This window comes from Promicromonospora sp. NPDC057488, assembly GCF_042802395.1.
In the GTDB taxonomy this organism is placed as follows: domain Bacteria; phylum Actinomycetota; class Actinomycetes; order Actinomycetales; family Cellulomonadaceae; genus Promicromonospora.
Window position 1 is genome coordinate 1 of sequence record NZ_JBHVEG010000188.1, and the last position, 11,741, is coordinate 11,741.

Genomic DNA, 11,741 nt, shown 5'->3' on the forward strand with positions numbered 1-11,741 from the left:
GAGCTGCCGACCACCTGACCTTTTGCCGATCAAGCGAGCGGGATGCTCACATCTTGTGGCCGGCCGAGCGAAGCTGCTGGCACGCCTCGACGATGCGGGCGGCCATGCCGGCCTCGGCCGTCTTGCCCCAGGCGCGCGGGTCGTAGGCCTTCTTGTTGCCGACCTCGCCGTCCACCTTGAGCACGCCGTCGTAGTTCTTGAAGAAGTGGTCGGCCACCGGGCGCGAGAACGCGTACTGCGTGTCGGTGTCGATGTTCATCTTGATGACGCCGTTGTCGACGGCCGCGGAGATCTCCTCCGCCGTCGAGCCCGAACCACCGTGGAAGACGAGGTCGAACGGCATCTCCTTGCCGATCTCGGCGCCCACGGCCTTCTGGATGTCGAGCAGGATCTCCGGACGCAGCTTGACGGCGCCCGGCTTGTACACGCCGTGCACGTTGCCGAAGGTCAGGGCGGTCAGGTAGCGGCCGCGCTCGCCGGCACCGAGGGCCTTGATCGTGGCCAGGCCGTCCTCGGGCGTGGTGTAGAGCTTGTCGTTGATCTCGGCGGTGTGGCCGTCCTCCTCGCCACCGACCACGCCGATCTCGATCTCGAGGATCGTGCGCGCGGCCTGCGACAGCTCGAGCAGCTCGGCGGCGATCACAAGGTTCTCCTCGATCGGCACGGTCGAGCCGTCGAACATGTGCGACTGGAACGTCGGCAGGCCGCCGTTCTTGACCTGCTCCGCCTCGATGGCGAGCAGCGGCTTGACCCAGGAGTCGAGCTTGTCGGCCGTGCAGTGGTCCGTGTGGATGGCGATGTTGACGCCGTAGCCCTTGGCGACCTCGGTGGCGTAGGCCGCCAGCGCGAGGGAGCCCGAGACGCGGTCCTTCACCGTCGAGCCCGAGGCGTACTCGGCGCCGCCCACGGAGACCTGGATGATGCCGTCCGACTCCGCCTCGGCAAAGCCCTGAAGTGCGGCAGTAACGGTCTGCGACGAGGTGATGTTGACCGCGGGGTAGGCGAACTTGCCGGCCTTCGCCCGGTCGATCATCTCGGCGTAGACCTCAGGGGTTGCGATGGGCATCTGCGAAACTCCAAACGAATGGTGAGGTGGGCGGTCGCAAGTGTGTCCAAGGCCGCCCGGGGATGCACCATCGATCTTGCCACGATCCACCAGTGGTCGTGTGCGGTCGTTCGACAGTCGAACGGCCGAAACACTGTGGTTTTCGTGTTTCCGGCGCCATCGGGCGGGCTCGCGGACGACGTCGGGCGCCGCTCGTCACCGGGCGGGCGGCACCGGCACGTCCTCGGGGTTGCGGCCGCGGATCGGGGTGAGGAACGCGACGGCGACCACGCCGAGGTAGATCACCGCGACGGCCAGCAGCGGCCGCGACGCGCCGAACCGGTCCGCCGCGGCCGTGAGCGCGGCGGCGCCGAGGGGCGCGAGGCTGTGGTGGATGGTCCAGAACGCGGCGGTCACGCGCCCGAGCAGCGCGTCGGGCGTGACCATCTGGCGCAGCGACATCGAGGAGACCGCCGCGAGCATCAGCCCGAACCAGAACCCGAGCACCGCGGCCCCGATGACCAGCACGTCCTGGCTCAGGGCCAGGACCGCCGCGGAGACGCCGCACAGCGTCATGGCGCCCAGCCAGAGCACGCCGAACCCGAGCTTCCGGCGCAGCCAGGCCGACATGACCGCCGCCACGCACGTGCCCACACCGGCCGCGGCCATGACGTACCCGACCACGTTCTCGCCCTGCCCCAGGCCGTACCGCACCTGGTAGATGATCACGTCGGTCATGCCGAGGGTGACGAAGGTGGTGATCGTCAGGAAGACGGTCAGCGCCCGGAGCACGGGGTGGCCCCACAGGAACCGGGCGCCGGTCACGAACCCGGTCCGCAGGTCGCGACCGAGGCCCATCCGGTCCGACGCCGCTGGTGCCGTCCGCGTGAGCCGGACCGCGAGGAGCCCGAGCGCGGAGATGCCGAAGGTGGCGGCGTCGATCGCGATCGCCGCGGTGACGCCGAGCGCCGCCGCGACCAGCCCGGCGAGCGCCGGCCCGCCGATGTTGGCCAGCGAGGCCGTGGCCTGGAGCCTGCTGTTGGCCTCGGCGACCCGGTCCCGGCCCACGATGTTCGGCACGGCCGTGATGTACGTGATCTGAAAGAGCTGCCCGAACACGGACGCCACGGCCGCGACGGCGAAGAGCAGCCACACCTGCGGCTCGATCGCCCAGCACACGGGCACGGCCGCGAACAGGAGCAGGCGCGCCACGTCGCACGCGATGAGGAGCCGACGGCGGTCGAACCGGTCGACGATCACCCCGCCGACGAGCCCCATCAGGAGCGAGCCGGCCGCCATGACGGCGGTCAGCAGACCCATCTGGACCAGCGAGCCGGTCGCTTCCAGCATCAGCAGCGGGAACGCGATCACCGAGAACGAGTCCCCCAGCACCGAGAACGTCTGGGTGCCCCAGAAGACGAGGAAGTTCCGGTCGCGTGCGAGGGGTGGCCGGTTCACCCGACGATCCTGTCGGAGCCGCTTGCGGCGGGCAACGGATTACCGGTCAGTGACCGAGCGTGCGGAGCGTCGCGACAGCGATGGAGCCCAGGGCAACGAGGATCGCGAACACCCACTCGGACGCGGTCAGGCGGACGGCGCCCACCCGCACCTGCGGGGTGAGGTTCCTGGGGGCGCGCACCTGGACACGGATCCGTTCCAGACGCGCCGCCAGCTCGACCATGGGGCTCTTGCGCTTGATAAGCCTCGCCTGCCAAGGCCGCTCGACGAGCTTGATCGTCGTGGCCTCGCCCTGGTGGTCCGTCACGACCAGAGCGGTGTCGTCATGTCCGACCGTCGCCACGTCACCCCATGAGTAGTCGTGCTGCTTCGCCCCGGAGCGGAGCGACAGGCGCACGCCGTCCGCCCGGACGGAGTTCCCGTCGCCGACCAGCATGACGAGGCACAGCGCGACGGTGAGAGCGGCGGCGACCCACCCGTCGGCCACCCGGCCCTCGGTGTGCAGGAACCACTTGTCGACGGGGTAGTGGGCGAACACGAACGGTATGCCCACGAAGATCGGCAGCAGCACCACCCGCGCGCCCCAAACGGAGAACCGGGAGGGCCAGGTGTAGTCGGGACCGTTCTGTGCCCGGCCGCCACCGTCATGGGGGCTTCCAGCCCGCTTCGCCCGCCCGACCGGATATTCCGTGACCATTCGCTCCCCTTGCGCTCGCCGCGGCTCCGCGGCCACGCAGGGAGGAGATTAGCGGTCGGCGGAACCACCCGACGCGCCTCAGGCGTGCTGCTGGATCCAGGCGTGCATGGCGATCGCGGCCGCGGCGCCCGCATTGATCGAGCGGGTCGACCCGTACTGCGTGATGTGCAGGACGACGTCGCACGCCGCCTGCGCCTCCGCCGTCAGGCCCGTCGACTCCTGGCCGAACAGCAGCACGCACTCGCGGGGCAGCGCGTGCCCCTCGATCGGCACCGACCCGGGCACGTTGTCGATGCCGACGATCGGGAGGTCGCCGGCACACTCGGCCAGCGCGTCGGCGTCCACGTGGTGGGTCACGTGCAGGTACCGGTCGGTGACCATCGCGCCGCGGCGGTTCCAGCGGCGTCGGCCCACGATGTGCACGCCCGCCGCGTTGAACGCGTTGGCGGTGCGGACCACGGATCCGATGTTCAGGTCGTGCGCCCAGTTCTCGATCGCCACGTGGAACGGGTGCCGGCGCGTGTCCAGGTCCGCGACGATCGCCTCCACGGTCCAGTAGCGGTACTGGTCGGCCACGTTGCGGCGGTCGCCCTCTGCGAGGAGGTCGGGGTCGTAGCGGGGGTCTTCGGGCCGGATGCCCGGCCAGGGCCCGACGCCGATCTCGGGCTCAGGGCCCTCTGCGGGGGCGGGCAGCGGGCGCTCAGACAAGGTCGACCCTGCCGGGGCCGTGTGCGGGTGCTGTGACGGTTCCCGGACCGGAGGACGTGCTGGTCATGCCCGTCATTGTGCCCCGCTACGCTCGATCCATGCTGACGACCGTACTCCCGGAGGTCGTGTCCGGGCTGGCCGCCGCCCCCGTCGACGCAGCGGCCGTGCCGCAGCTCCTGGGCATCGACTGGATGGACCCGAACTACCTCATCGAGCGGTTCGGGGACGCCGCGCTGGTCGGCATCGCGCTCGTCATCTTCATCGAGACCGGGCTGCTGTTCCCGATCCTGCCCGGCGACTCGCTGCTGTTCACCGCGGGTGCGCTGGTGGCGCAGGGCACGCTGCAGATCAACATCGGGGTGCTGTGCCTCATGCTGTTCGCCGCGGCGTTCCTCGGCGACCAGACCGGTTACCTGATCGGCCGCAAGGCGGGCCCCAAGATCTTCGACAAGCCGGACTCGAAGCTCTTCAAGCGGTCCTACATCGACCAGACCAACGCGTACTTCGACAAGTACGGGGGCCGCACCATCATCGTGGCCCGCTTCGTGCCGATCGTGCGCACGTACGCCCCGGTCGCGGCAGGCGTCGGCAAGATGTCCTACCGGCACTTCGTCACGTTCAACGCGATCGGTGCGCTCCTGTGGGCGGTCGGCGTGACGCTGCTGGGCTACGTGCTCGGCAACTTCACGTTCGTCAAGGAGAACATCGAGGCGCTGCTCGTCCTCATCGTGCTCGTCTCGGTGATCCCGATGGCCGTCGAGATCTGGCGCGCCCGGCGCGCGGAGAAGGCGGCCGCTGCGGCGGCCCCCGAGGAACCCGAGCCGTCGGACGACGCCGCCCTGACGGGCGCACCGCGCGACCCTCGGGCGTAACCGCCGGGCGGTGCCGGGCAGCAAGCGTTGTGCCGTCTGCGTGATGTGGCCCGGACGCCGCCGATGTACCTTCGTTGGCATGAGTGACGACCTGGCGAAACAAATCTCCACAGACCTTTACGTGCCAGAGCTGGTGGACGTCCGCGACCTCGGCGAGGCCGCAGCTGCCCTTGTCGACCGGGTCGCCTCCGACGCGCAACGCATCGGGATCGTGCGCGACGGCAAGGTCGTCGCCGTCCTGATCGACCACGACGACGCGAAGATCTTCGAGACGCTGGAGCTGCGCGCAGAGGAGAGCTGGCTCACGAACGTCAAGGAAGAGGAGCCCGACGACGGCAAGCGATACACGGCAGACGGCGACCCTCTCCCCGGTGACAGCCCGTGAGCAAGCGCTACAGCATCGCGTACCGAACTGCTGCGCTGCGCGACCTGGACAAGCTCCGTCGCAACGACCAGCGGGCGGCCGACAAGGTCAAGGCTGCCATCGAAAAGCTCGCAGACGACCCACGTCCGTGGGGTTCAACCAAGCTCTCCGGGCACGCCGAGTACCGAATCGCCGTCAACGACCACCGGGTGATCTACGAGATCAGCGACGCAGAGGTAACCGTCACCGTGGTCAAGATCGGAAACCGCAAGGACGTCTACCGGGGCTGGTGACCCACCTGTCGCAGTGGAGACCGGAGCGGCGCAAGCCTTCCGGGTCCGAGACACTAGGCTGACGCCCATGATCGAGCGGACCACCGAAGCCTGGCTCACGGACATGGACGGCGTGCTGGTGCACGAGGGCACGGCCCTCCCCGGCGGCCCCGAGTTCATCAAGGCGCTGCGCGACAAGGACCTGCCGTTCCTCGTGCTGACCAACAACTCGATCTTCACGCCGCGTGACCTGCGCGCCCGGCTCGCGTACAGCGGGATCGACGTGCCGGAGCAGAACATCTGGACGTCGGCCCTGGCCACGGCGCAGTTCGTGGCGGACCAGATCCCGAACGGCAGCGCGTACGCCATCGGCGAGGCGGGTCTGACGACGGCGCTGCACCAGGCGGGCTACACGCTCACCGACGCGGACCCCGACTACGTGGTGCTCGGCGAGACCCGCACCTACTCGTTCGAGGCGATCACCAAGGCCATCCGCCTGATCGTCGACGGCGCCCGGTTCATCTGCACCAACCCGGACGTCACCGGCCCCTCGCAGGAGGGCCTGCTGCCCGCCGCGGGCTCCGTGGCGGCCATGATCACGGCGGCGACCGGCCGCCAGCCCTACTACGTGGGCAAGCCCAACCCGGTGCTGTTCCGGTCGGCGCTGAACCTGATCGGCGCGCACTCCGAGTCGACCGCCATGGTGGGCGACCGCATGGACACGGACATCCTGGGCGGCATGGAGGCCGGGCTGGAGACGTTCCTGGTGCTCACCGGGTCGACGTCGGCCGGGGAGGTCGAGAAGTACCCGTTCCGGCCGAGCCACGTGATGAAGTCGATCGCGGACATCGTCGAGCTGGTCTGAGCGCCCCGGGCCGGCCCGGAACGGGCCGCGTCGGCCCAGGTCAGGTCAGGTCAGGCCCGGGATCCCGAAGCCGTCGATCGTGCCGCCCGACTCGAAGCGCGGGCCGCCCTTCTCCATGGGCAGCACGATGCGCGCGACGTCCGCGACCCGCTTGGCGCGGTCCGTCAGGGTGGTCACGTCGGTGCGGCCCGGGCGCCACAGCAGCACCGAGGGCCCCTCGATCCGCAGCCGGGAGCCGTGGAAGTCGGGCAGCATCACGATGTTGGCGAGGCGCGCGTCGAGGGCCCGCCGCGCGAAGAACTCGTCGGACGTGCGCACCAGCCACTGGCCGTCGAAGGCCGGGTTGTCGATCTGCACGTCCTGGGCCCCGAACAGCTTCTGCCACTTCTCGCGGAGCCCCTCCGGCGAGAGGTCGATCACCGGGTCGCCCGGCAGCGCGTCGAGCGCCACCACGTGCGCCGTCCGGCGCAGGCCGATCCGGCGCGAGTCGCCCTCCGGCGCGCCGGACCGCCACGTGTAGGTGAACGAGACCATGTCGAACCCGTCGACGTTGCCGCGGACGACGTCGCGGGCCACCCGGTCCACGCCGATGCCGAACGGCCGGCCGGTCCACCGCTGGGCGAGGACCGGGTCCTTGCCGACGTACTCCCAGCCGTTCGCCTCGGCCCACTGCGCTACGTCCTGCGAACGCCCGCGCTTCATGATCCGCGCCGCGGCGACCGTGAAGGCCACCACGCCGACGACGAGCAGGACTAATGCGACAAATGGCCCCATGAACTTAAAGATACAGTAGGGCTAGGCAAAAGTCTCCACGGGGGAGTGATATGGAGACGGCCAGTTTTGCGGTAGCGATCCTCAGGCGAGGCCGAGGTCCTCGAGGCCGTAGAGGTAGTGGTACGGCACCCCGAGAGCCTCGATCTTCTCGCCCGCGCCGGTGGCCCGGTCCACGATCGTGGCGACGCCCAGCACCTCGGCGCCCGCGGCCCGCGCGGCCTCGATCGCCGCGATCGGCGACCCGCCCGTCGTCGTCGTGTCCTCGACGACGACCACCTTGCGGCCGGCGATGTCCGGGCCCTCGATCTGGCGCTGCATGCCGTGCGCCTTGGCCGCCTTGCGCACCACGAACGCGTCCAGGTCCTGCCCGCGCGAGGCCGCGGCGTGCAGCAGGGCGTCCGCGATCGGGTCCGCGCCCAGGGTGAGGCCGCCGACGGCGTCGATCTCGGCAGTGCCCAGCCCGACCTCCTCCAGGTGGTCCAGCAGCACGTGGCCCACGAGCGGCGCGGCCCGGTGGTGCAGCGTGATGCGGCGCAGGTCGACGTAGTAGTCGGCCTCCTTGCCGGAGGACAGGGTCACCTTGCCGTGCACCACGGCGAGCTCCTTGATGAGCTCGGCGAGCTGCTCGCGCGGGGTCGGGGAGAAGTCAGCGTTCACGGTGCAAGGGTACGTCGCGCGTGCCGCCGGACCGCGGCCCGGGTTGCCGTCCACCTCTGGGAAGGTTCTGCTGTGAGCATCATGGACAACGCGGTGTACGTGGACGGCAGGCGCACGGCCAACCCGGTGAGCATCGAGGAGACCTGCGAGACGACCCGCGAGCGCGGCGGCATCGCCTGGGTCGACCTGTCGTGGCCGGCGCCGGCCGAGATCGAGGCCGTCGCCGCGGAGTTCTCCCTGCACCCGCTGGCGGTCGAGGACGCGATCCACGCGCACCAGCGGCCCAAGGTCGAGCACTACGACGACGTGCTGTTCGTGGTGCTGCACCCCGCGCGCAACGTCGACGACGACGGCGACGGGCACGTGGACCGCGTGGAGTTCGGCGAGGTGCACGCGTGGGTGGGCCCGGACTTCGTCGTCACGATCCGGCGGTCCGTGACGCCCGACCTCGACGCGCTGCGCGGTCGGCTGGAGCAGGACCCGGACCTGCTGCGCCTCGGGCCGGTCGCGATCCTCGCGGCGCTGCTGGACGAGGTCGTGGACACCTACCGGCCCGTGGTCACGCGCCTGCGCGGGGCCATCGACCAGATCGAGGACCAGCTCTTCTCCCGCGACCCGGAGGTGTCGTTCCGCATCTACGAGGCGACCCGCGAGGTGATCGGGCTCCAGCGTGCCACCGGCCCGCTCGTCGAGATGCTCCAGGACCTGTACGACGCCAAGCGGGAGTACGCCGACGAGCAGTCCGCCGCCGCGCACCCGGACGACGCCGCGCACCCGGAGGGCGACGCGCAGGACCACCGCTGGGTCGAGCTGCTGCGCAGCCTGCGCAACGTGCTGGACCACGCGATCAAGCACGCGGAGACCTCGGAGACGTTCCGGTCGCTCCTGACCAACGCCCTCAACGTGCACTCCACGCTGGTGACGCAGGAGCAGAACGAGGAGTCGCGCCGCATGACGGAGATCAGCCTCAAGCAGGACGAGCAGATGAAGAAGATCTCGGCGTGGGCGGCCATCCTCTTCGCGCCCACGCTGATCGGCACCATCTACGGCATGAACTTCACGCACATGCCCGAGCTGCACTGGACCTTCGGGTACCCGCTCGCGATCGGCGGGATGCTCGGCCTGGGCGGGATCTTCTACTGGATCTTCAAGCGGGTCGGCTGGCTCTGACGCCCGACCGCCGGGCGCCGGCTCAGCGGTAGCTGCCGACCGCGCGCACCGCCCAGCGGGGCATGACCCGCAGCGCGGCCGAGGCCACCTTGTAGCGCACCGAGGGCGTGGACAGGACGACGCCGCGGCGCGTGTCCGCGAGCGCCGTCCGCACCACGTCCTCGGCCTGGAGCCAGCCCCACTCGGGGACGATCGAGGACTCGGTGATGCCGGCGCGCGCGTGGAACTCGGTGTGTGTGAACCCGGGGGACAGCAGCGTGGCGGTGACGCCGGTGCCCCTGAGCTCGGCGGCCAGGGACTCGGTGAAGGTGCGCACGTAGGCCTTGGCGGCGGCGTAGGTGCCGCCCGCGGTGAGGGCGGCGACGGAGCCGACGTTGAGGATGGCGCCGCGGTCCCGTTCGAGCATCTGCCCGACGGCGGCGTGCGTGAGCTCGACGACGGCCTTGACCATGACGTCGATCCCCCGGCGCTCGGTGGTGACGCGGCCGGTCGCGAACGGCGAGCTCGTGGCGAACCCGGCGTTGTTGACGAGCAGCCCGACGGGCCGCAGGTCGCCGTCCTCGGGCCGGCCGCCGACGACGGCGAGGCGCTTCGCGACCCGCGCGACGTCGTCGGGCACCGAGAGGTCCGCCGGCAGCACCTCGACCGCCACGCCCGTGGCGGCGCGGAGCTGCGCGGCGACCTCCTCGAGGCGGCCGGCGTCCCGGGCGACCAGCACCAGGTCGTGCCGGTCGCCGGCGAGCTGCCGCGCGAACTCCAGGCCGAGGCCGGCGGTCCCGCCGGTGATCAGTGCTGTGCTCATGCGGGTGAGCCTAGCCAGTGCGTCTAGGCCTCCTCCGCCCGCTCGCGGCGCTTGAGCCACAGGCCCACGGCCAGGAGCACGACGATCGCCGCGTACGCGGTCGCGGCGAACGGGCTGGTCACGAGGTAGGACAGGTCGCCCTGGCTGATCGCGAGGGAGCGGCGCAGCCGGTCCTCCGCCATCGGGCCGAGGATCATGCCGACCACGAGCGGCGCCACGGGGTACCCGTAACGACGCATGAAGAACCCGATCAGGCCGATGAGCACCAGGAGCAGCACGTCCACGGGCGCGAAGTTCAGCGCGTACGAACCGAGCGCGCCGAACAGGAGGATGCCCGCGTACAGATAGTGCCGCGGGATGCGCAGCACCTTGACCCACATGCCCACCAGCGGCAGGTTCAGCACGACGAGCATGAGGTTGCCGACGTACAGGCTGGCGATGAGGGCCCACACCAGGGAGGACTCGTTCTGCAGCAGCATCGGGCCCGGCTGGATGCCGTAGGACTGGAACGCGACGATGATGATCGCCGCGGTCGCCGTCGTGGGCAGGCCCAGGGTGAGCAGCGGGACGAGCACGCCCGACGCCGCCGCGTTGTTCGCGGCCTCAGGGCCGGCCACGCCCTCGATCGCGCCCTTGCCGAACTGCTTGCGCCGGGGTCCGGCGAGCCGCCGCTCGGCGGCGTAGGACAGGAAGGTCGCGACGTCGGCGCCGCCCGCCGGGATGGTGCCGACGGGGAACCCGATCGCGGCGCCGCGCAGCCACGGCTTCCAGGACCGGCGCCAGTCGTCGCGCTTCATCCAGGTGCGCCAGCCCTTCTCGACCGGGATGATCCGGATCGGTCCGTGGCGCATGCGCGAGCCCACGTACACCGCCTCACCGACGGCGAACAGGCCGACGGCGACCACGACGACGTCGATCCCGTCGGCCAGGTTGGGCACGCCGAACGTGAAGCGCTGCTGGCCGGTCAGGGTGTCGGTGCCGATCAGGCCGAGGAACAGGCCGAGCGAGAGCGAGGCGAGGCCCCGCGGCACGGAGCTCCCGAGCAGGGCACCCACGGTGATGAAGGCGACCACCATGAGGGCGAAGTAGTCGGGCTCGCCGAGCTGCACCGCCCAGCGGGCGACCACGGGCGCCAGGAACGTCAGCGCCACCGTGGCGATCGAGCCTGCCACGAACGAGCCGATGGCAGCGGTGGCGAGCGCGGCGGCCCCGCGCCCGGCGCGCGCCATCTTGTTGCCCTCGATCGCGGTCACGATCGAGGCGGACTCACCGGGGGTGTTGAGCAGGATCGACGTCGTCGACCCGCCGTACATGCCGCCGTAGTAGATGCCGGCGAAGACGATGATCGCCGCCGTCGGGTCCAGCGAGTACGTGAGCGGCAGGAGCAGGGCGATGGTCATGGCCGGGCCGATGCCCGGCAGCACGCCGACCGCGGTACCGACGAACACGCCGAACAGCGCGTACAGCAGGTACATCGGGTGCAGCACGGTGGCGAAGCCCTCGATCAGGGCGGAGAAGTTATCCACGGAGGAACGGCACCCCTTCCAGCAGCGGTCCGGCCGGGAGCGAGAGCCCCAGCAGACCGCCGAACACGACCTGGATCACCAGGCCCAGCACGAGCCCGGCCAGGGCGGCGCGCCACCAGGGCCGGGCGCCCAGCACGACGGCGGCGCCGCCGAACAGGAGGGCGGCGGCGAACGGCCAGCCCACGGCGTTGATGGCGAACACGTGCACCACCAGGATCACGACGAGCAGCACCACGGTGAGCCAGTCGGTGCGGACCTCGGGGTCGACGTCCTCGCCGCCCTCCTCCTGCCCGGCCCGGCCGCTCAGGATCAGGACGACGAGCGCGACCCCGGCGGCGACGAGCATGCCGCCCACCAGGTAGGGGAAGGCCCGCGGGCCGAGCGTGTTGCTCGAGCCCGGGACCGTGATGCTCCCTGCCGCCACCAGCACGTACACGCCGAGCGCGGTGGTGGCCAGGGCGAGCACGAGCTCGCCCCACCGGCGCGGCGGCGGTTCGACGGCGTCCGACGGCGGAGGTGCGTCCACCGCCG

14 protein-coding genes are annotated in these 11,741 nt (G+C 70.8%); 5 read left to right on the forward strand and 9 right to left on the reverse strand.

Going from position 1 to position 11,741, the window contains the following annotated elements; translation table 11 throughout:
• Positions 1-46: 46 nt before the first annotated feature.
• The 4 genes from fbaA to ACFU5G_RS25620 form a co-directional block, all read right to left on the reverse strand.
• A complete protein-coding gene (fbaA, locus tag ACFU5G_RS25605) occupies positions 47-1,066 on the reverse strand; it encodes a class II fructose-bisphosphate aldolase (RefSeq protein WP_020015710.1) in 1,020 nt (339 codons plus the stop codon).
• Between the two features lie 195 nt (positions 1,067-1,261).
• Positions 1,262-2,503, reverse strand: a complete 1,242-nt coding sequence (locus ACFU5G_RS25610) for an MFS transporter (RefSeq protein WP_377251172.1) — start codon at positions 2,501-2,503, stop codon at positions 1,262-1,264.
• Positions 2,504-2,549: 46 nt separating this feature from the next.
• Positions 2,550-3,077 carry a hypothetical protein gene (locus ACFU5G_RS25615; protein WP_377251174.1) on the reverse strand — a complete coding sequence of 176 codons (528 nt, stop codon included), beginning with the start codon at positions 3,075-3,077 and terminating at the stop codon, positions 2,550-2,552.
• A 201-nt stretch (positions 3,078-3,278) separates the two neighbouring features.
• Positions 3,279-3,908 carry a TrmH family RNA methyltransferase gene (locus tag ACFU5G_RS25620; protein ID WP_377251176.1) on the reverse strand — a complete coding sequence of 210 codons (630 nt, stop codon included), beginning with the start codon at positions 3,906-3,908 and terminating at the stop codon, positions 3,279-3,281.
• 98 nt (positions 3,909-4,006) lie between these two features.
• Between ACFU5G_RS25620 and ACFU5G_RS25625 the strand changes: the two genes are divergently transcribed.
• The 4 genes from ACFU5G_RS25625 to ACFU5G_RS25640 all read left to right on the forward strand — a co-directional run bounded on the left by ACFU5G_RS25625 (position 4,007) and on the right by ACFU5G_RS25640 (position 6,281).
• Positions 4,007-4,780, forward strand: a complete 774-nt coding sequence (locus ACFU5G_RS25625) for a VTT domain-containing protein (protein ID WP_377251178.1) — start codon at positions 4,007-4,009, stop codon at positions 4,778-4,780.
• 79 nt (positions 4,781-4,859) lie between these two features.
• Positions 4,860-5,165, forward strand: a complete 306-nt coding sequence (locus ACFU5G_RS25630; RefSeq protein WP_377251180.1) for a hypothetical protein — start codon at positions 4,860-4,862, stop codon at positions 5,163-5,165.
• Positions 5,162-5,437: a type II toxin-antitoxin system RelE/ParE family toxin gene (locus ACFU5G_RS25635; RefSeq protein ID WP_377251182.1), complete on the forward strand. Its 276-nt coding sequence runs from the start codon at positions 5,162-5,164 to the stop codon at positions 5,435-5,437. The genes ACFU5G_RS25630 and ACFU5G_RS25635 overlap by 4 nt, the downstream gene beginning before the upstream one ends.
• Positions 5,438-5,504: 67 nt before the next feature.
• Complete coding sequence (locus tag ACFU5G_RS25640) at positions 5,505-6,281, forward strand: HAD-IIA family hydrolase (protein WP_036962622.1); 777 nt, start codon at positions 5,505-5,507, stop codon at positions 6,279-6,281.
• A 45-nt stretch (positions 6,282-6,326) separates the two neighbouring features.
• Here ACFU5G_RS25640 and ACFU5G_RS25645 read toward each other — a convergent pair whose 3' ends face one another.
• Together ACFU5G_RS25645 and pyrE are read right to left on the reverse strand one after the other, a co-directional pair.
• A complete protein-coding gene (locus tag ACFU5G_RS25645) occupies positions 6,327-7,055 on the reverse strand; it encodes a hypothetical protein (protein ID WP_377251184.1) in 729 nt (242 codons plus the stop codon).
• An 81-nt stretch (positions 7,056-7,136) separates the two neighbouring features.
• The gene (gene pyrE / locus ACFU5G_RS25650) at positions 7,137-7,712 is read right to left on the reverse strand and encodes an orotate phosphoribosyltransferase (RefSeq protein WP_182620223.1); all 576 of its coding nucleotides are present in this window, start codon (positions 7,710-7,712) and stop codon (positions 7,137-7,139) included.
• A 72-nt stretch (positions 7,713-7,784) separates the two neighbouring features.
• Between pyrE and ACFU5G_RS25655 the strand changes: the two genes are divergently transcribed.
• Positions 7,785-8,882, forward strand: coding sequence for a magnesium and cobalt transport protein CorA (locus tag ACFU5G_RS25655; RefSeq protein WP_377251186.1), 1,098 nt, complete (start codon positions 7,785-7,787; stop codon positions 8,880-8,882).
• Between the two features lie 22 nt (positions 8,883-8,904).
• On the opposite strand, the gene ACFU5G_RS25660 is transcribed toward ACFU5G_RS25655, so the two are convergent.
• The 3 genes from ACFU5G_RS25660 to ACFU5G_RS25670 form a co-directional block, all read right to left on the reverse strand.
• Positions 8,905-9,684, reverse strand: coding sequence for an SDR family NAD(P)-dependent oxidoreductase (locus ACFU5G_RS25660; protein WP_377251188.1), 780 nt, complete (start codon positions 9,682-9,684; stop codon positions 8,905-8,907).
• Positions 9,685-9,707: 23 nt separating this feature from the next.
• The gene (locus tag ACFU5G_RS25665; RefSeq protein ID WP_377251190.1) at positions 9,708-11,210 is read right to left on the reverse strand and encodes a tripartite tricarboxylate transporter permease; all 1,503 of its coding nucleotides are present in this window, start codon (positions 11,208-11,210) and stop codon (positions 9,708-9,710) included.
• Positions 11,203-11,741: tripartite tricarboxylate transporter TctB family protein (locus ACFU5G_RS25670; protein ID WP_377251192.1), on the reverse strand; the 539-nt coding region annotated here is incomplete at its 5' end. The genes ACFU5G_RS25665 and ACFU5G_RS25670, both read right to left, overlap by 8 nt.